Origin of the sequence: Pseudopedobacter beijingensis (assembly GCF_042678145.1) — a bacterium.
GTDB lineage: Bacteria > Bacteroidota > Bacteroidia > Sphingobacteriales > Sphingobacteriaceae > Pseudopedobacter > Pseudopedobacter beijingensis.
This window is the reverse complement of the sequence record NZ_JBHUDG010000042.1, coordinates 13524-31497: the sequence shown is the minus strand read 5'-3', so window position 1 is coordinate 31497 and position 17974 is coordinate 13524. Positions and strand designations below refer to the sequence as shown.

General features: G+C 36.2%; 19 protein-coding genes. 12 read left to right on the top strand and 7 right to left on the bottom strand.

Going from position 1 to position 17974, the window contains the following annotated elements; translation table 11 throughout:
- Window positions 1-177 precede the first annotated feature (177 nt).
- Genes ACFSAH_RS14935 through ACFSAH_RS14925 form a run of 3 tightly spaced genes read left to right on the top strand, consistent with a single transcriptional unit; the run spans window position 178 to window position 2919 of the window.
- On the top strand, window positions 178-1011 hold the full coding sequence (locus ACFSAH_RS14935; protein WP_379663537.1) for a heme/hemin ABC transporter substrate-binding protein: 834 nt from the start codon (window positions 178-180) through the stop codon (window positions 1009-1011).
- On the top strand, window positions 1012-2052 hold the full coding sequence (locus ACFSAH_RS14930; protein ID WP_379663536.1) for a FecCD family ABC transporter permease: 1041 nt from the start codon (window positions 1012-1014) through the stop codon (window positions 2050-2052).
- 54 nt (window positions 2053-2106) lie between these two features.
- Window positions 2107-2919, top strand: a complete 813-nt coding sequence (locus ACFSAH_RS14925) for a heme ABC transporter ATP-binding protein (RefSeq protein ID WP_379663535.1) — start codon at window positions 2107-2109, stop codon at window positions 2917-2919.
- Window positions 2920-3031: 112 nt separating this feature from the next.
- Here ACFSAH_RS14925 and ACFSAH_RS14920 read toward each other — a convergent pair whose 3' ends face one another.
- Window positions 3032-3991 carry an AraC family transcriptional regulator gene (locus ACFSAH_RS14920; protein ID WP_379663534.1) on the bottom strand — a complete coding sequence of 320 codons (960 nt, stop codon included), beginning with the start codon at window positions 3989-3991 and terminating at the stop codon, window positions 3032-3034.
- A 411-nt stretch (window positions 3992-4402) separates the two neighbouring features.
- On the opposite strand from ACFSAH_RS14920, the gene ACFSAH_RS14915 reads away from it, so the two are divergent.
- Entirely contained in the window at window positions 4403-4528 is a 126-nt protein-coding gene (locus ACFSAH_RS14915) for a hypothetical protein (RefSeq protein ID WP_379663533.1), read from the top strand.
- An 8-nt stretch (window positions 4529-4536) separates the two neighbouring features.
- On the opposite strand, the gene ettA is transcribed toward ACFSAH_RS14915, so the two are convergent.
- On the bottom strand, window positions 4537-6216 hold the full coding sequence (gene ettA / locus ACFSAH_RS14910; RefSeq protein WP_379663532.1) for an energy-dependent translational throttle protein EttA: 1680 nt from the start codon (window positions 6214-6216) through the stop codon (window positions 4537-4539).
- Between the two features lie 196 nt (window positions 6217-6412).
- Here ettA and ACFSAH_RS14905 point away from each other — a divergent pair, with 196 nt between their 5' ends.
- Window positions 6413-8953 (top strand): ATP-dependent Clp protease ATP-binding subunit, encoded by a 2541-nt coding sequence (locus tag ACFSAH_RS14905; RefSeq protein ID WP_379663531.1) that lies wholly within the window; start codon window positions 6413-6415, stop codon window positions 8951-8953.
- A 62-nt stretch (window positions 8954-9015) separates the two neighbouring features.
- Here the strand turns inward: ACFSAH_RS14905 and ACFSAH_RS14900 are convergent, their stop codons facing one another.
- Window positions 9016-9219: a hypothetical protein gene (locus ACFSAH_RS14900; RefSeq protein ID WP_379663530.1), complete on the bottom strand. Its 204-nt coding sequence runs from the start codon at window positions 9217-9219 to the stop codon at window positions 9016-9018.
- Window positions 9220-9752: 533 nt separating this feature from the next.
- On the opposite strand from ACFSAH_RS14900, the gene ACFSAH_RS14895 reads away from it, so the two are divergent.
- Both ACFSAH_RS14895 and ACFSAH_RS14890 read left to right on the top strand, forming a co-directional pair.
- The gene (locus ACFSAH_RS14895) at window positions 9753-10178 is read left to right on the top strand and encodes a hypothetical protein (RefSeq protein ID WP_379663529.1); all 426 of its coding nucleotides are present in this window, start codon (window positions 9753-9755) and stop codon (window positions 10176-10178) included.
- A gap of 54 nt (window positions 10179-10232) precedes the next feature.
- Window positions 10233-10385 carry a hypothetical protein gene (locus ACFSAH_RS14890; protein WP_379663528.1) on the top strand — a complete coding sequence of 51 codons (153 nt, stop codon included), beginning with the start codon at window positions 10233-10235 and terminating at the stop codon, window positions 10383-10385.
- Window positions 10386-10500: 115 nt separating this feature from the next.
- Here the strand turns inward: ACFSAH_RS14890 and mnmC2 are convergent, their stop codons facing one another.
- From mnmC2 to ACFSAH_RS14870, 4 genes are all read right to left on the bottom strand, one after another.
- Window positions 10501-11187, bottom strand: coding sequence for a tRNA (5-methylaminomethyl-2-thiouridine)(34)-methyltransferase MnmC2 (gene mnmC2 / locus ACFSAH_RS14885; protein WP_379663527.1), 687 nt, complete (start codon window positions 11185-11187; stop codon window positions 10501-10503).
- Between the two features lie 7 nt (window positions 11188-11194).
- Window positions 11195-11689, bottom strand: coding sequence for a rhodanese-like domain-containing protein (locus ACFSAH_RS14880; RefSeq protein WP_379663526.1), 495 nt, complete (start codon window positions 11687-11689; stop codon window positions 11195-11197).
- Between the two features lie 248 nt (window positions 11690-11937).
- Window positions 11938-12795, bottom strand: coding sequence for an N-acetylglucosamine kinase (locus ACFSAH_RS14875; protein ID WP_379663525.1), 858 nt, complete (start codon window positions 12793-12795; stop codon window positions 11938-11940).
- Window positions 12796-12904: 109 nt separating this feature from the next.
- Window positions 12905-13879 (bottom strand): CobW family GTP-binding protein, encoded by a 975-nt coding sequence (locus tag ACFSAH_RS14870; protein ID WP_379663524.1) that lies wholly within the window; start codon window positions 13877-13879, stop codon window positions 12905-12907.
- A gap of 112 nt (window positions 13880-13991) precedes the next feature.
- Here ACFSAH_RS14870 and ACFSAH_RS14865 point away from each other — a divergent pair, with 112 nt between their 5' ends.
- From ACFSAH_RS14865 to ACFSAH_RS14845, 5 genes are all read left to right on the top strand, one after another.
- The gene (locus tag ACFSAH_RS14865) at window positions 13992-14576 is read left to right on the top strand and encodes a riboflavin synthase (protein WP_379663523.1); all 585 of its coding nucleotides are present in this window, start codon (window positions 13992-13994) and stop codon (window positions 14574-14576) included.
- Window positions 14577-14592: 16 nt separating this feature from the next.
- Window positions 14593-15252 carry a heme exporter protein CcmB gene (locus ACFSAH_RS14860; RefSeq protein ID WP_379663522.1) on the top strand — a complete coding sequence of 220 codons (660 nt, stop codon included), beginning with the start codon at window positions 14593-14595 and terminating at the stop codon, window positions 15250-15252.
- Between the two features lie 127 nt (window positions 15253-15379).
- A complete protein-coding gene (ccsA, locus tag ACFSAH_RS14855) occupies window positions 15380-16045 on the top strand; it encodes a cytochrome c biogenesis protein CcsA (RefSeq protein WP_379663521.1) in 666 nt (221 codons plus the stop codon).
- A gap of 7 nt (window positions 16046-16052) precedes the next feature.
- A complete protein-coding gene (locus tag ACFSAH_RS14850) occupies window positions 16053-16259 on the top strand; it encodes a CcmD family protein (RefSeq protein ID WP_379663520.1) in 207 nt (68 codons plus the stop codon).
- A gap of 107 nt (window positions 16260-16366) precedes the next feature.
- Window positions 16367-17800 (top strand): Glu/Leu/Phe/Val family dehydrogenase, encoded by a 1434-nt coding sequence (locus ACFSAH_RS14845; RefSeq protein WP_379663519.1) that lies wholly within the window; start codon window positions 16367-16369, stop codon window positions 17798-17800.
- Window positions 17801-17974 lie beyond the last annotated feature (174 nt).

Here is a 17974-nt window from a genome sequence, read left to right as displayed (position 1 = left end):
TCGGGATTATTTCTTACTCAATCGGGATTATTTTAATGAAAATATAGGTAATTTTTCGCATTATAAATCTGTCTTTTTGTTGTTTGAAAAAAAATGTTCTACAGGTTATTTTTGATTTTTTTAATTGTTTTTATTTAGATTGATTATATATAGTTTTGGGGTCTAAAAAATGCTGTCTTGAAAAGAATACTGTTTTTATTAATTATTTGTCTGGAAGGTCTTAGCCTTAAAGCAGCTAAACCTGATAGAATTATTACTTTAAGTAGTGCCTTAACCGAAACTGTGGATGCTTTTGGTTATGGTTCTAAAATTGTAGCTACTGATGTTACCAGTACTTACCCAGCTTATGTGAACACTTTACCAAAAGTGAGCAGGAATAGGAGTGTAAGTTTAGAATCATTGGCTTCTTTCAGGCCTGATCTTATACTGGCTCCGGAAGGAGCGCTGAGTCAGGCTGTACAGACTCAGCTAAAAGCATTGAAAATAAAATATGTGATTATAGAGCAGGAGTTTTCTGTAAAAGGGGCAACTAACTTTATAAAAGCGATTGGAGTAGCTTTAAACGAACCTAATAAAGGCATATTATTGGCTAAACAAATGGAAGCCGAAGTTAATAAAGCATTACAAACGGTAAAAACGAGTATGAAAAGCTCTCCGAAAGTAGTTTTTATTTACGCCCGTGGCACAGGTACTATGAGCGTGGCAGGAAAGGGAAGTAGTTTGGATGCTATTATAAAACTTGCAGGAGGTAGAAACCCCATTCAGGAATTTTCAGAATATAAACCTTACACAACGGAGGCTTTGGTAAAAGCCAACCCCGATGTAATATTGATGTTTGATTTTGGTATTTCCAGTTTGGGAGGTAAAGATGCGGTGCTGAAAATGCCGGGAATGAATTTAATTAATGCCGGGAAAAATAAAAAAATCATTGCTATGGATGGTAATCTGCTCATTAACTTTAGTACAAGGTTAAGTGAGGCTATTTTAGAACTAAACAAGCAACTGAGATAGATGAGAAGAAAGCTTATTTATCTTGTACTGATTGTAGGTCTGGTGTTTTCTATTGCCTTTTCTTTAGGGATTGGAGCTGTTAAAATTCCAATAAAAGACGTTTTCTTAGTGTTTGCCCAAAAGATAGGCATGTTTAAGAGTTTGTCTGTTGACGAGATGTATGATGGTGTAATTACTGTTGTACGTTTACCTCGGGTAATGATGGGCGTTTTAGTTGGAGCTGCTCTGGGAGTTTCAGGAGCTGCAATTCAAGGGGTTTTTCGTAATCCTTTGGCAGAGCCCAGTTTGATAGGTATTTCTGCGGGGGCTTCTTTATTTGCAGTTCTCATTATTGTTTTGGAGTCGGTAATGTTGGCTGCTATGAGTAAGCTTTTGGGAATTTACCTGTTGGCCTTAGGTGCATTTATTGGTGCTTGTATTGCTGCATTTACAGTATATCAGTTGTCTAAAATGGAAGGAAAACCTAATGTGGCGACCATGTTGTTGGCAGGTATAGCTATCAATGCTTTAGCTGGGGCATTAACCGGATTGGTAACCTACCTTTCGACAGAACAGGAACTTAGAACAATTACTTTTTGGATGCTGGGAAGTTTAGGAGGAGCTTCGTGGGAAGCGGTTATTGCTTTGTTTTGCTTTGTTTTGGCACCTGTTTTTATTCTTCCTTTTTTGGGGAAACCACTTAATGCTTTTGCCCTGGGTGAAGTACAGGCTGAGCAGTTGGGAATACCTGTAAACAGAGTAAAGCTACAGGTGATTATTCTTTCTACTATGGCTGTAGGGGCTGCGGTTGCTGTTTCGGGGGTAATTGGTTTTGTGGGTTTGCTGGTACCTCATAGCATGAGGCTTTTGGGCGGGGTTGATAATCGGTTTGTAATTCCGGCATCGGCAATTTTTGGCGCGTTGATACTGACGCTTGCCGATTTGGTTTCCCGCGTAATTATTGACCCGATAGAATTACCCATTGGTGTAATAACAGCTTTAATAGGAACGCCTATGTTCTTATACATCTTGTTTAAAGATAAAAAGAGAGTGTTGAATTAATGAAAATGATACCGTAGCTACTGGTTTTTTTAGGATTCCAAGGAAAATAAGAATATGTTAATTGTTGATAATGTAAGTTTAAAGGCCGGAGAAAGATCATTGATAAAAAATGTCAGCTTTACCCTGCATCCGGGAGAGTTATTGGCGGTTTTAGGAGCTAATGGTGCCGGAAAATCAACATTGCTGAAAATAATAAGTGGAGAAAAGAAAAAATTTGAGGGGAATGTGTTTCTGTATGGCAAAAATGTCAATGTATACAGTATTAAAGAACTTGCCCGTAAACGTACCGTTCTTAACCAGAAAAATGTAGTTAATATTGATTTTCTTTGTCAGGAGATTGTATTGATGGGAAGGTATCCTTATTTTACCAATGTACCCAAAGAGTCTGATTTAAAAATTGTTGAAGAAGCCATGGAAATTTGTGGCGTTTCGCATTTAACCGACAGATCTTACCTTACCCTTTCTGGTGGCGAACAACAACGCATCCAATATGCCAGAGTTTTATCGCAGATATGGGATCAGAAAGAGGCACTTATCCTTCTGGACGAACCTGTAACAGGAATGGATATTCAGTTTCAGCATCAGACATTGGCAATAGCTAAAGCTTTAACAAAAAAAGGTTATATGGTTATTGCAGTATTACACGAACTTAATTTAGCTGCGCAATACGCTTCCCGTATCCTGATGCTTAAAAATGGCAGAAAATGGAAAGATGGAAATGCATACGAAGTACTCAATCAAAAAAATATATATGCCGTATTTAATATAGACTGCCAGGTAAATATAGATGAAGATACTTTGTCTGTTTATATACAGAACAAAATGGTGGTTTTAGATGCTGATGACTTTTGTAATCCTCTAAAATGAGACTTCTGTAGAGAGTATCTATTGCTTCCTGTTCATAACTCTTTGTGTAAGAGTTAGCGTTTATAATTTGTGGTTTCTCCTCCCATAAAAACCATCAGCAGCTATTAAACAATTACCTGATTTCTTTAGGTGATATACCAAAATATTTTCTGAAAGCGTTACTGAATGCAGGAGGATGCTTAAACCCTACTTTTAAAGCTATTTCATAGATATTCATGTTTTCCTGCAGAAGGTATTCTTTGGCTTTTTCCATTCGGATACGGGTTACATAATCATAAATAGTGGTGTCCAAATATTCCTTAAAAGTTTTCTTTAACTTAAACTCATTTAAAGAAACCTCTCTGCTTAATTCTTTGATGGTTGGTGGGTTGGTAAAATTAACATCCAGAATCTTCCTTGCTTTTTCAATTTTAAATATATCAGATGATGTGGTGACATAATCCGTAGAAGTGTTATCATGCAATTGCTCCATTTGGTACATTAACAGTTCCAGTATTTTGGTTTCAATATGAAGCTTTTTAATATCTCCTTGTTTCTTGTTGTTAATCAGTTCAAAAATAGCTTTGAACATATCATGTGTAACGTAATTGTCCTGATCAAAAAAAGAAGAATAAACCTGATTATTGATGTTTTCTACAAAAGATTCGTGTAAGCGTGAGTTTTGATTGATGAGATGAAAATAATATGGCTTGGAAAGTAATATCATAAAATAATTGATATCGTAACCACCTTCTATATTATATTTTTTTACAAAATGGGGGATGTATCTAATATTGTGTTTACCCTGTGTATGAGCTTTTTTGTCTTTCAACTCTGAGTTGTAAAATACAAACTGACTGGCTATGCATTCTCCGTTGACCTCAATATGAAGTGTTTTTTCTTCATTAAAGAACATCGTGGAATGCAAAATAAATAAACTATCGGTAATAATCTGAGAATTGGTTATTCTGTAATCCTGATGAATAACCTGAGCTTCCTGCTCTCGTAAACTTTCATTTGGCGTGTTAAAATCAGGAATGTTTTCAACAAAAAGCCAATGATCTGTTCCTTCTATTTTACTTCTAACAACCATAGCCCGAAAATTATATTCCAAATATAACTTTATTTAGAATAAATATAAATAGTAAGGTTCAAATAATCAAACAATTTACCTCAAGTTAACGTGGAGTTTGTGATGAGCTAGGTGTTAATTTAAGTGTCGGATTATAAGAGTCAATTGCTCATGTTTTATACACTAAGCTATTATCTTCTTCATCCGCCATATCTATACATGTTCAACACATCTCTAACACATCTTCAACACATCTCAAAGGCATCTATGAAGTATCTCAATCCGTAGGTAGGGGTGCTTTTTAGAGGAAAACAGCCTTTAAAGTATATTAAAAGAAGAAAATAAGGTACTAAGCGGCTTAGGATAAGATGATTTTAGATTTATTGGGTTTGAGTTTGAAATCACTTATATTATCGGAATAATACACTAAGGTTGAATATAATGAGAGCTACCGTGGTTAAAGTAATTGAGAAGGTTTTAGGTTTGACTGGTGGGTATGGTACTTATCATGAGGCTGTTCCGTATGGTTATCATCTGCAATCATACAGAACAGCCTGATGTAAAGGCTAGGCCAGTTTTTTATATTTTATCCGCTTAGGAGCAATATCTCCCAAACGTTTTTTACGGTTTTCTTCGTATTCGGTATAGTTACCTTCAAAGAAGTAAACCTGAGAATCACCTTCGAATGCCATAATATGTGTACAGATACGATCCAGGAACCAACGGTCGTGGGATATAATTACCGCACAGCCACCAAAGTTTTCCAGTGCCTCTTCCAATGCCCTAAGCGTGTTAACGTCAATATCATTGGTAGGTTCGTCCAGTAGCAAAACGTTAGAACCTTCTTTTAAGGTAATAGCCAGGTGGACACGATTTCTTTCACCACCAGATAATACATTAACTTTTTTCTGCTGATCGGCACCATTGAAATTAAATTTAGAAACGTAGGCTCTGGAATTAGTCATTCGGTTGCCCAACATCATGGTTTCAGAACCACCGGTAATATTTTCCCAAACTGTTTTTTCAGGATCAAGGTCGTTATGCATTTGGTCAACATAACCTAATTTAACAGTTTCACCCACTCTAAATGTACCAGAATCTGGTTGTTCCTGTCCGGTAATTAACCTGAACAAAGTAGTTTTACCAGCTCCATTAGGTCCAATAATTCCCACAATTCCAGCAGGAGGTAAAGAAAAAGTTAAGTTATCAAAAAGAACCTTGTCTCCATAAGCTTTAGAAACGCCGGTAGCTTCAATAACCACATTCCCTAACCTTGGCCCAGGAGGAATAAAAAGCTCCAGTTTTTCTTCTCTATCCTTAGTTTCTTCAGAAGCCAGTTTATCATAATTACTTAAACGGGCTTTAGATTTGGCATGACGGGCTTTAGGAGCCATTCTTACCCATTCCAACTCACGCTCTAATGTTTTTTGACGTTTGCTTTCTGTTTTCTCTTCCTGAGATAAACGTTTAGCTTTTTGGTCTAACCAGGAAGAATAATTTCCTTTCCATGGAATGCCTTCGCCCCTGTCCAGTTCCAGTATCCATCCGGCTACATTATCCAGAAAATATCTGTCGTGGGTTACTGCAATTACTGTTCCCGGGTATTGTTGTAAATGTTGCTCTAGCCAATCAATAGATTCTGCATCTAAGTGGTTGGTAGGCTCGTCCAATAATAAAACATCCGGTTGTTGTATCAATAAACGACATAATGCCACGCGTCTGCGCTCGCCACCTGACAAAGTGGCTATTTTAGTGTCCGGTTCAGGGCAACGTAATGCATCCATCGCTCTCTCAAGCTTAGAATCTAATTCCCATGCATTTAAAGCATCTATTTTATCTTGTAGCTCACCTTGTCTGGCCATTAGCTTTTCCATCGCATCCGCATCCTCATAAACTTCCGGTAAGCCAAACTTTTCGTTAATATCTTCGTATTCTTTTAATATATCTGTAATTTCTTTTGCGCCTTCTTCAACAATTTCTTTTACTGTTTTTTCGTTGTCAAGTTCTGGTTCCTGAGCTAAATAACCTACGGAATATCCCGGAGAGAATACAACTTCGCCCTGATATGATTTATCTAATCCGGCGATAATTTTCAGCAAAGACGATTTACCAGAACCATTTAAACCAATTACACCAATCTTAGCACCATAAAAAAATGATAAATAAATATTTTTAAGGACCTGTTTCTGTGGCGGATAAATCTTATTTACTCCAGCCATTGAAAAAATAATTTTCTCGTCTGACATTATTTCATAAATTAAGATTCAAATATCGTCAATAAAGTCACAAGTGGGTAAAAATTGTTAAATTGGTATAAGTGGTAGCGGTTTTTATAAGTTTGGACGTATTGTTGATAAATACTAATAAATGTTCGCTTTGCTATTAAGAACAAATTAATACATTAGAGCGTTCACAACACTTAATAGAGAAGAAAGGTATTATATGGAAGCTAAATTTTCGCCCAGAGTTAAAGATGTGATTTCTTATAGTCGCGAAGAAGCTTTAAGACTAGGTCACGATTATATTGGTACTGAACACTTGCTACTGGGATTGATCAGGGAAGGGGATGGCGTAGCAATAAAGATTTTAAAATCTTTGGGTGTTGATACTTCTAAACTTCGCAAAGCGATAGAAGATGCTGTAAAAGGAACTTCTGGCACTACTGTTAATTTGGGCAACATTCCGTTGACCAAACAGGCCGAGAAAGTTTTGAAGATTACTTATCTTGAAGCTAAGATTTTTAAAAGTGACATGATAGGAACCGAACATCTGTTGCTTTCTATTTTAAGGGAAGAAGACAATATCGCATCTCAGATACTTGCTCAGTTTAACCTGAATTACGAAACTATTAAATCCGAAGTAGAAATGAATAAAGGAAACTTCAGAGACGAACCTTCTAATGCTGCAACCAGCGGAGACGATGATTACAGAGAAGAAGAATCTTTTACACAACCTAAAAAGGTTTCGGATATCAAATCTAAAACCCCGGTTCTTGATAATTTTGGTCGCGATCTGACCAGAATGGCTGAAGATGGGAAATTGGATCCGATAGTAGGTCGTGAAAAAGAAATAGAAAGGGTTTCGCAAATCCTGTCCCGTAGAAAAAAGAACAATCCTATATTGATAGGTGAACCGGGAGTAGGTAAATCTGCTATAGCCGAAGGACTGGCCCTGCGTATTGTACAAAGAAAGGTTTCACGTGTATTGTTTAACAAACGTGTGGTGACTTTGGATCTGGCTTCTTTGGTTGCCGGTACAAAATATCGCGGACAGTTTGAAGAGCGTATGAAAGCGGTGATGAACGAATTGGAGAAATCTCCGGATGTAATCCTGTTTATTGATGAGATCCATACTATTGTAGGTGCAGGTGGCGCTTCGGGTTCGTTGGATGCCTCCAATATGTTTAAACCTGCTTTGGCAAGAGGAGAAATCCAATGTATTGGTGCGACTACTTTAGATGAATATCGTCAGTTTATAGAAAAAGACGGAGCTTTAGATCGTCGTTTTCAAAAGGTAATGGTAGATCCGGCAACACCAGATGAAACCATTGAGATATTAAACAGAATTAAAGAAAAATACGAAGAACATCACGGGGTTTCTTATACTCCGGAAGCTATTGATGCGTGTGTGAGTCTAACTTCAAGATATATTACAGACAGGTTTTTACCAGACAAAGCTATTGATGCACTGGATGAAGCAGGTTCACGTGTACACCTGACCAATATCCATGTTCCGCAAAATATCATTGATATAGAACAGCAGATAGAGGAAATAAAGGTTGAGAAAAACAAAGTGGTACGCAGTCAGAAATATGAAGAGGCAGCTAAACTTCGTGATACCGAGAAAAATCTGTTAGAGCAATTGGATAAAGCTAAGGCTGAGTGGGAAGCGGAAACGAAGTCTAAAAGATATACCGTTACAGAAGAAAATGTTGCTGAGGTTGTTTCTATGATGACCGGTATTCCTTTGCAACGTGTTGGACAAACAGACAGTCAGAAATTGCTGGGTATGTTTGATAAAATCAATGAAAAAATCATTGGTCAGGACGAAGCCATCAAGAAATTGACTAAAGCTATCCAACGCACAAGAGCAGGGTTAAAAGATCCTAAGAAACCAATTGGTTCATTTATATTCTTAGGACCAACCGGTGTAGGTAAAACCGAATTAGCTAAAGAACTCGCTCGTTTCATGTTCGATGCGGATGATGCATTGATACAGATTGACATGAGTGAGTACATGGAGAAATTTGCGGTTTCAAGATTGGTGGGAGCGCCTCCGGGATATGTAGGTTATGAAGAAGGTGGACAGCTGACCGAAAAAGTGAGAAGAAAACCTTATGCAGTAGTTTTACTGGATGAGATTGAAAAAGCGCACCCGGATGTGTTCAATATCCTGTTACAAGTTTTGGATGAAGGACAGTTGACCGACTCTTTAGGAAGAAAGGTTGATTTTAGAAATACCATCATCATCATGACTTCTAATATTGGAGCTCGTCAGTTGAAAGACTTCGGTCAGGGCGTTGGTTTTGCTACATCAGCAAAAGCAGCTCAAACAGAAGAGCATAACAAAACAGTTATTGAGAGCGCACTGAAGAGAGCTTTCGCTCCGGAGTTTTTAAACAGGATAGACGATGTGATTGTGTTTAATTCTTTAGAGAAAGAGGAAATCTTCAAAATCATCGATATTGAACTAAAAGCCCTTTTCGGAAGAGTTGAAGGCTTGGGCTATCAGGTTAATTTAACTGAAGCTGCCAAAGATCATATTGCGGAGAAAGGTTTCGACTCTAGTTTTGGAGCCCGTCCGTTGAAAAGAGCCATTCAGAAATTCCTGGAAGACCCTATTGCCGAAGAAATCCTTAAAGGAGAATTGGCAGAAGGTGATACTTTGGAAGTCGATTATGATAAAGCTTCAGATCAGATTTTGGTAGCTCCCAAAAAAAATAAAAAGAAAAGAAAAGAAGAGGAGAAGGAAGGAAGCGAGTAATATTAGTTTAGAGTAACAGTACAAAGGGTTATGTTTTTAAAAACATGACCCTTTGTTTTTTATCAAGTTTTGTCTTCGTCCTTATCATCCTCTTCATTATCATTTGTGGTTTCATCGGTTAGCACTTCTATTTTTACCTCCATTAGATTTTCTCTTCTTTTATTGATAGGAATAGGGATGCCGCCCGTTAAACCAATACCTAATGTAGATAACGTAATTAATGATGAAAGGATCAAAAGCCTAAAGAGCTTTTTTACCCATAACATAATACATAAATTAAAGTTATAACTAAAGATGTTGGAATGCTTTAGATTTTATTCCTTTAAGGTTTTTGACTGTAGTATGTGGTTGGGGAAAAAATACAGCTTTATTCTATTTAATAGCAGGGCATCTATATCCAGGGAAATGAACCTGATATGAGCTAGTAAATGTAAAATAAGCTTGTTGAGATATATTAAAAGGATATTTAATACAGAAAAAAGGACATTGAAGGGGTGGTTTTTCTTAATGAAATAAAAGAAAGATACTCCTTTATGACGTTTTAATCTATTATCGTATATCTCTATTTTATGTGTAGAGGATCCACGATTAATACTGTTTCCGACGGGATTAAAAAAAGAAACAAAGCTCAGAAGAATTCCTAAAGCAATCAGATGCGGCTTTATGTAATTATTTAACCTCATTTTCTGTTAAAAGTACTATTTAATACCCTGAATTTAAAATATGGTTCTTTTTTTGCTATAGAGGTGTAACAAGAGGCGCTTTTGCTTCGTCTATAATTATAAATATGAGCGTAGAGATGAGAAAATTACTTTTTTTAATGTTAGGTGTGGTTATACTAGGTTTTACTTCATGCCAAAAAGATTACCATAATTACTATACAGTATCCAATAAGACTATTTATACTAATGTGAAAAGCAATGAGTGGGTGCTTTATAGAGACGCAGATCCCAATAAGGATAGAACTTATTTTACTGCATCATTCGATTTTTACGAGTCAGATAATTTTTACAATGAGTATGATGGTATTTTAGTATATGTAAGTTATGCAAATGGTATTTATGAACAAATACCTCAAGTTATAGGTAAGCTATCTTATAATTATGCTACAACTAATAATAATTTAACTGTTTTTATCCAAAATGCAGATAATTCCCCATTTCCTGTAGGAACTACTATGTCTCCGGCATCGTTCAAAATTGTATTGATACCATCTCAGGAATAATTTGTTTTGTGGCATGGTTTTTTGATAGTTATTGTTAAATAAAATCAGAGAGTTATGAAAGATTCGGCGCATCAAAAATTTAATATTCTTATTAATATTGGAGCCAATGAATATAAAGCTCTGCCATTAGAGATACAGCCCGAAGAAACAACGGATGGGCTCCCTTTTTTGTTTGTCAGACAAATGGAATTGAAATTTCTCCGGTAAGAAGAAAAGAGAACAATCAGTGGGAGCAAATCTGGGGTGACTTAGATGAACGTACCGTTAAAAATATTGGGAAAGCAATAGAAATGCATGATTTAAGCCGGTTATAAGCCGGCTTTTATAATTTTAAGGCTCTTAACATTTCTCTTTTACCTGCAGAACCTGGAGCCTTTTCTATTTTAAGACCTAAAGACTTCATTATTCTTTTAAGATTACCGGTAATGGCATAGGTAACAAAGACCCCTCCGGGTTTTAAAAAACTTACGGTATGCGAAATAGCCTCAAAATTCCACATTTCAGGTTGGTTTCTGGAGGCGAAAGCATCAAAGTAAATAATATCAAATTGCTCATCAGAATGGAAGTCTTTTAACTCGGTATGAGCGATATTATATTCACAGAAGCTGTTAAGCATAACCTTTTCTTTTAATGCCGATTCGTAGGTTTTAATATAAGCATTCCAGGTATTCTCAGAAACCAGTTGATGGTAATCAGTAGCTTCCAGTAATTTTTTATCCAATGGATAGGCTTCTACTCCTACATACCTTAAGGGTAATTCTGTTCCTGTACAAAAATCAGCAGTGACTAAAAAATTAAGGCCCGTACCAAAACCAACTTCTAATACCGAAACCTTTTGATGCTCTTTTCCGGCAAGAAAATACCTCAATCCGGAATTTAAAAATACATGGTTGCTCTCTTCTATGGCACCATGCAGACTATGGTAATTTTCACCAACACGAGGGTTATATAAAGTTTTTGAATTATCAGCAGTGATAACAATAGATAGTTCTTCCGTATGATCAGACATATTTTATTTAGTACGTTATGGCGCCCCTGTTCACAAAATGAGACCACTTTTCATTAAAAGTATGTATTTCAGTAGTCTGTACTCCATCTTTTCTATAAATGGGCTTATTCCTGTTTACCCATTCTATCATGCCGCCATATAAGACATGAATATTCTTATATCCGGCTTTTTTTAGCTTTTCTGCAATTTTTTCGCTTCTGTTCCCAACGGTACAGTATAGTACAATTTTAGAGGATTTGGGTACATCGTATAAATTGCGCATATCAAACCACAAATATCCTACATTTTTGGCGTTTTTAATATGGCTTACATCAAATTCTTGCTTTTCTCGGGTATCTAAGATGACTACATCTTTCAGTTCACGTAAAGTATCAGCGTCAATATAAAGCTCTGATCTTTTAATAGTTTCTTCAAGAAATTTATGGTATTCGTTTTCGTCAACCTGCGCAAATAAGGCAAGGTTAAAAACGGAGAATAAACAGGCAACCATAATTTTTTTCATCCAGGCTTTCTTAATTTGTATATGTTGGTACAAACACTAAAGTTAAACGTATAAATATACTTGTTTATGATAGGGATCTTTCTGATTACATCTATGATCAAATCATATAACTGTGTGTTATGAGTAAGAAATATAGAAAAATATCTGTAAAACAAGAAAGAAACAGCGTAATCCTATAAAGAAAACGCAGATAAGGTTAAAATCCTATCTGCGTTTTGTAGGGGAGAGGTGCGTGGCCGAGCTCCAGATTATTGGTTGTTAAACTTTCTAAGATGAAAATCAACCAGATCATCGATAGGAGAGCGTACAATCCTGCCCATTTTCATTCCGTATTCTGCGGCTACTTCTTCCAGTATATTTCTAAAATTATAGGCTACAGAACCAATACAGTTAAAGCTATAGTCTTGATAATTAGGATACCTGCTTACCAGATTTTTGAAAAAGTCATCAAAAGAAGTTTTAACAAGATTTCTGGTGTATTCAATATTAACATTTACATCATAAACAAATTTAGAGAAGCTGGCGCAAAATCTGTTCGGGCGAGGTTTTACATAAATACTGTCAAGAATCTCCTCTTCCGTTAGTTTAAAAGTGTCCCAAAATACTTCTCTTACATTCTGTGGCATATAGCCTCTTACATAATCAGATAAAAGTTTTTTACCTATATAGCAGCCGCTACCTTCGTCGCCCAGGATATAAGCTAAAGAATCAATATGAGCTATAATATCATTTCCGTCGTATATACAGGTATTGGTACCCGTACCCAATATAGCTGCAAAACCCGGATTGTCGCCCAGTAAAGCTCTGGCAGCAGCTAATAAATCATGACCAATATTAACCTTGGCATTGGTGAAGATCCTAACCATCGCATCAGAAATAATCTTTGCTTTATCATCGTTATGGACCCCAGCGCCATAATAGTTGACTTCTTTAATCTGGTCTGCGGCCAAATCTATGGGCAGATTTTTTTTTAATGAATTATATATATAATTAGTATCAGAGAAATAGGGATTGTATCCTTCTGTATTGAAAAGGACTTTCTTTCCGCTATCGTCAATAAGGCACCAATTTGTTTTAGTAGACCCCCCGTCAGCAATAAGTATCATAGTATTTTAATAATTAGTTTTTAAAGATATATATAAATATCTTATTGTACAAAGTACACTAAGGGGGTGTTGCTTGTTTTTTGATTTTAATTGTTTGTTTTTTAGATAGTTATTTTTTGAAAAAACATTGTTTTAATCCCTTTTCCAGAATCTCTTTTTTGAGATTTTTGCCAATAAAAACAATCCTGCTTTCCCGTTCTTGATCATCCCAGGCATCACCTTCCGTAAATACAGGCATACCTTTAACAGATTGCATAATTAACTGTCTGTTTATTCCTTCAATATTAAGAATGCCTTTTATTCTGTAAAAAAATGCGCCCTGCACCATCAGGATTACAGAGAAATAATGTCTGAGCATTAATAAATCAAAACTTTCCTTAAATACAAAGCTTAGGGCGGCAATATCATGGTGACGGTTTTCTTGTTCGAAAATGCTTTTAGAAGAGTTTACTCCCAATTTAAACCTTACGGTATTTTTGTCAAATGCATTCAGTTGTAATAAAGGAGCAGTGTTTACAGATCCGTAGTCGGCAAATTCAAAATCAGCAAACGGATTTAAAGCCTTCGTTTTTTGTTTGATAGTGTCAATAAGATCTTGGGAAACCTCTGTAGATTTATTGTAGATAATGTAATCTGCAAAAGCAATTTGTTGCGAAGCCTCCTGTTCAACCCCCAGAACATCCAATACGTTGGCACAGTCAACCACACAAACAACACCATCCAGTTTAAAAACAGTTTGAATGTTATAATCCGTCATAAAAACAGCAGCTACAGCAGAAGGGTCTGCAATGCCGGTAGTCTCTATAATCAGGTGGTCAAACTCGTAAGGGCCAGTAACCAGTTTATTTAACAATTCAGAAAGTTCACCATTTACAGAACAGCATATACAGCCATTAGAAAGCTCAAAAATATTTTCGTCAGTATTGATTACTAAAGAACTGTCAATGTTTATTTGACCAAACTCATTTTCAATAATTGCAAATTTCTTATCGGGGTTTTCTTTAATGATATGGTTTAGCAAAGTAGTTTTGCCGGCACCAAGAAATCCGGTAAGTATGGTAACTGGAGTTGTTTTTAAAGCCATGTTCAAAAAGTATCAGGTGAAAAAATAATGAGTTGTTCCATAGAGTTTATTACAGGGCAAATATAAAGGCAAAACAGATTAAATACTGTCAATTTCTTATAACTTTGTTCCTATGTTTACAGGAATTATAGAAACTATAGGTAAAGTTGTAGGGATAGAGAAAGAAGAAGGCAATATCCATTTTACCATTCAATCTGCTATTAGCAAAGAATTGAAAATCGATCAATCTATTTCCCATAATGGGGTATGTATGACAGTAGTTGCCTTAAATGATGATAAATATACAGTAACTGCTATACACGAAACATTGGTGAAAAGTAACCTTAAAAGTTTGCAGGTAGGAAATCTGGTTAATCTGGAACGCTGTATGCAAATGAATGGACGTTTGGATGGACATATCGTTCAGGGCCATGTAGATCAGGTAGCTCAATGTACAGGTATAGAAGAACAGGAGGGAAGCTGGTTTTATACTTTTGAATACGATGTTTCGTCTGGAAATGTAACTGTAGAAAAAGGCTCAATCTGTATAAACGGAATCAGTCTGACCGTAGTTGGATCAAAAACCAATAGTTTTTCAGTAGCCATTATCCCTTATACTTATGAGCATACCAATATGAAGGAGCTAAAGGTAGGAGATCAGGTAAATCTGGAGTTTGACATCATAGGTAAATACGTTGCCCGTTTGTTAAACCGTTAGTTTATTTTTAACAGTTATGGCGTTTCTGAAGCAGGTAAAAGCATTACTATACAAAGAGATTCTTTTAGAATGGCGATCTAAGTATGCATTTAACGGGATTTTACTGTATGTAATTTCAACCGTTTTTGTATGCTATTTATCTTTTAGAACCACGCCCCCTTTGGTTTGGAATGCCCTTTTTTGGATTATTCTCCTTTTTACAGCTATTAATGCTATAGCCAAAAGCTTTATGCAGGAATCAAAAGGAAGACTGCTTTACTATTATACCATTGCCAGTCCGCAGGCCATTATCGTCTCAAAAATTGTATACAATGTTATACTCATGGTTATTATGTCCATTATAGCGTTAATATGCTATAGTGTAGTATTTACCAATGAGATAGGTGATGTCTGGTTTTATTTTGTAGCGGTCTTATTAGGTGCAATTAGTTTCTCTACGGTTTTCACTATGATTTCGGCCATAGCATCAAAGGCAGGTAATAATGGTACTTTGATGGCTATATTAAGCTTTCCCATTATTATCCCTGTACTTATGTTAATCATTAAGCTGTCTAAAAATGCAATGGACGGTTTAGACAGAACCGTTTCTTATGATGAAATAGGAGTTCTGGGTTTTATCAATGTTATAGTAGTGGCCATATCCCTGTTATTATTTCCTTATTTATGGAGAGATTAATAACGTATAAGCAGGTTTATACCCTTAAAACGGAATATTCTTACAATGCACAGATGTAAAACCTTAAACTAAGGTTATACATCCGTTTGTTTTTTGTTAATTTAGCGACGATTTTAAAACATATCTTATGCGTAACAACTGGTGGAAAATTTTAGCCTTTTTACTGGTGATATATTCCATAATAGGCGGTTTGTTAATGGAAGTTCCTCATCTTCCAATTTTAAACGAAAGTGTCAGAAATTTATACTTTCACGTTCCTATGTGGTTTTCCATGATCTTGTTATACCTTATTTCGGTAATATACAGTATTAAATATCTTGCCAGTGCTAATGAAAAACATGATCTGATAGCTGTAGAAAGTGTAAATACAGGCATTGTATTTGGGCTGTTAGGCTTATGTACAGGTATGGTATGGGCTAACTTTACATGGGGAGCTCCCTGGCCTAATGATCCAAAACTAAATGGTTCTGCAATAGCAACATTAATGTATCTGGCGTATATTGTACTAAGAGGTTCAGTAGACGAAGAGCAGAAAAGAGCAAAAATATCTGCTATTTATAACGTATTTGCATTCCCAATAATGATTGTACTCATATTTGTGCTGCCAAGAATGACAGATTCTTTACATCCTGGAAATGGAGGTAATCCTGGATTTGGTGCATACGATCTGGATTCGCGGATGAGAACAGTTTTTTATCCTGCGGTTTTGGGGTGGTTGTTAACAGCTACCTGGATAATGACCTTAAAATACAGAACCAGAATATTACAAAACAAGAAAAATCAGATTCAATAATACTATCATGATCAAAAAAATATTCTTATTTCTTTTTATCTCGTTAATCTCGCTTACTACTTTTGCGGATGGGCATGTAGAAATGGCCGATGAGTTAAGATCTTCAGGGAAAATTTATGTAGTGGTGGCAGTAATAACAGTACTATTTATAGGGCTGTTTATTTATCTGTTTTCCATAGACAGAAAAATATCCAAAATAGAAAAAGATAAGTAAAAAATATTAGGTTCAGAAAAACAAAAAAGAATTCTTGTTGCTATATCATATAGTGATGGGTTTAGGTTTTATACCCATAATCCATGCACATTTAAACTATATGAGTTATGGCACAATCAGATAAAAGAAAATCAGAATTTCATTTCTTTGATGATGTTTGCAGCTTTGTAGATAAAGCTGCTCAGTTCACCAGTCACGACAAAGGTCTTTTGTCGCAAATAAAAGCCTGTAATAGCGTATACCGTTTTCAGTTTCCCATACGTAAAGGCAATAGTTTCGAGATTATTCATGCATGGCGTGTAGAACACTCGCACCATATGATGCCCACAAAAGGAGGTATCCGGTATAGCGATATGGTAAATGAGGATGAAGTAATGGCACTGGCGGCATTAATGACCTATAAATGTGCAATTGTAAATGTGCCTTTCGGAGGAGCTAAAGGCGGTATAAAAATAAATACCAGAAATTATACCACAGCCGAACTGGAGAATATAACCAGACGTTATACGGTAGAATTAATCAAAAAGAATTTTATAGGTCCCGGCATAGATGTACCTGCTCCGGATTATGGATCGGGCGAACGGGAAATGGCATGGATAGCAGATACGTATATGACTATGAATCCAGGTTCTTTAGATGCTTTAGGCTGTGTAACAGGGAAACCTTTAGCTTTACATGGAATAGGAGGACGGAAAGAAGCAACCGGACGCGGAGTGGCCTTTGCGGCTAGGGAGTGTGTGTCAGTATCAGAGGATATGAAAGCTTTAGGGCTCACCGCCGGATTAGAAGGTAAACGAATGATTGTACAGGGATTGGGAAACGTGGGGTTAAATGCCGCTAAATACCTGATGGAATTCGGAGCTATTCTGGTCGGTATCTGTGAATACGAAGGTGCTGTTTATCATCCGGATGGTTTAGACCTTTTTGAAATATTGGAGCATAGAAAAAGCAGTGGCTCTATTCTGGGATATAAAAAAGCAAAAAAAGAATTTAAAAACCCGGCAGAAGGTTTGGAGCAAGTTTGTGATATCCTGATTCCGGCTGCTTTAGAAAATCAGATTACCGCAGAGAATATTGAGCGTATAAAAGCCAAAATTATTGTTGAAGGAGCAAATGGTCCAACAACTCCGCAAGCTGCGGCATATTTTATAGAAAAAGGAGGCATTATTGTACCTGATATGTATGCAAATGCAGGTGGGGTTACGGTATCGTATTTCGAGTGGTTGAAAAATTTATCGCATGTAGCTTTCGGTAGAATGGATAGAAGATATGATGAAAATGCAAACTTAAACATCCTGAATACTATTGAAAATGCAACTGGAATGTCGCTTTCACAACAACAGCGGGCAATTATAGTAAAAGGAGCTTCAGAGCTAGAACTGGTAAACTCGGGATTAGAAGATACAATGGTGAGATCATATCATGAGATTAGAGAGAAAATGGTGACAAATCCTAAAATAACCGATTTACGTACTGCAGCATTTGTTTTAGCGATAGATAAGATCGCTACTTCTTATATGAATATGGGAATTTGGCCGTAGGGATTGGGAATACTGATAAGAGGGGAAATGACATTTGGGAATCTATGGGTTTGAGTTTCGGATAGCTAAAAACGGACTAATTATCTCTTTCACCAGTTTACAGATATTGAATCAAGTTATCATTTGTGTTTTAATTAAGGCTCTGATAATGAGTTTGGAAGGGCTTTCGTTTTG

Bases quoted from the DNA above. Each gene is read 5' to 3' on its own strand.
- ACFSAH_RS14930 (WP_379663536.1), top strand. From the start codon at position 1,012: ATGAGAAGAAAGCTTATTTATCTTGTACTGATTGTAGGTCTGGTGTTT.
- ACFSAH_RS14925 (WP_379663535.1), top strand. From the start codon at position 2,107: ATGTTAATTGTTGATAATGTAAGTTTAAAGGCCGGAGAAAGATCATTG.
- ACFSAH_RS14920 (WP_379663534.1), bottom strand. From the start codon at position 3,991: ATGGTTGTTAGAAGTAAAATAGAAGGAACAGATCATTGGCTTTTTGTT.
- ettA (WP_379663532.1), bottom strand. From the start codon at position 6,216: ATGTCAGACGAGAAAATTATTTTTTCAATGGCTGGAGTAAATAAGATT.
- ACFSAH_RS14905 (WP_379663531.1), top strand. From the start codon at position 6,413: ATGGAAGCTAAATTTTCGCCCAGAGTTAAAGATGTGATTTCTTATAGT.
- ACFSAH_RS14900 (WP_379663530.1), bottom strand. From the start codon at position 9,219: ATGTTATGGGTAAAAAAGCTCTTTAGGCTTTTGATCCTTTCATCATTA.
- ACFSAH_RS14895 (WP_379663529.1), top strand. From the start codon at position 9,753: ATGAGAAAATTACTTTTTTTAATGTTAGGTGTGGTTATACTAGGTTTT.
- ACFSAH_RS14890 (WP_379663528.1), top strand. From the start codon at position 10,233: ATGAAAGATTCGGCGCATCAAAAATTTAATATTCTTATTAATATTGGA.
- mnmC2 (WP_379663527.1), bottom strand. From the start codon at position 11,187: ATGTCTGATCATACGGAAGAACTATCTATTGTTATCACTGCTGATAAT.
- ACFSAH_RS14880 (WP_379663526.1), bottom strand. From the start codon at position 11,689: ATGAAAAAAATTATGGTTGCCTGTTTATTCTCCGTTTTTAACCTTGCC.
- ACFSAH_RS14875 (WP_379663525.1), bottom strand. From the start codon at position 12,795: ATGATACTTATTGCTGACGGGGGGTCTACTAAAACAAATTGGTGCCTT.
- ACFSAH_RS14870 (WP_379663524.1), bottom strand. From the start codon at position 13,879: ATGGCTTTAAAAACAACTCCAGTTACCATACTTACCGGATTTCTTGGT.
- ACFSAH_RS14865 (WP_379663523.1), top strand. From the start codon at position 13,992: ATGTTTACAGGAATTATAGAAACTATAGGTAAAGTTGTAGGGATAGAG.
- ACFSAH_RS14860 (WP_379663522.1), top strand. From the start codon at position 14,593: ATGGCGTTTCTGAAGCAGGTAAAAGCATTACTATACAAAGAGATTCTT.
- ccsA (WP_379663521.1), top strand. From the start codon at position 15,380: ATGCGTAACAACTGGTGGAAAATTTTAGCCTTTTTACTGGTGATATAT.
- ACFSAH_RS14850 (WP_379663520.1), top strand. From the start codon at position 16,053: ATGATCAAAAAAATATTCTTATTTCTTTTTATCTCGTTAATCTCGCTT.
- ACFSAH_RS14845 (WP_379663519.1), top strand. From the start codon at position 16,367: ATGGCACAATCAGATAAAAGAAAATCAGAATTTCATTTCTTTGATGAT.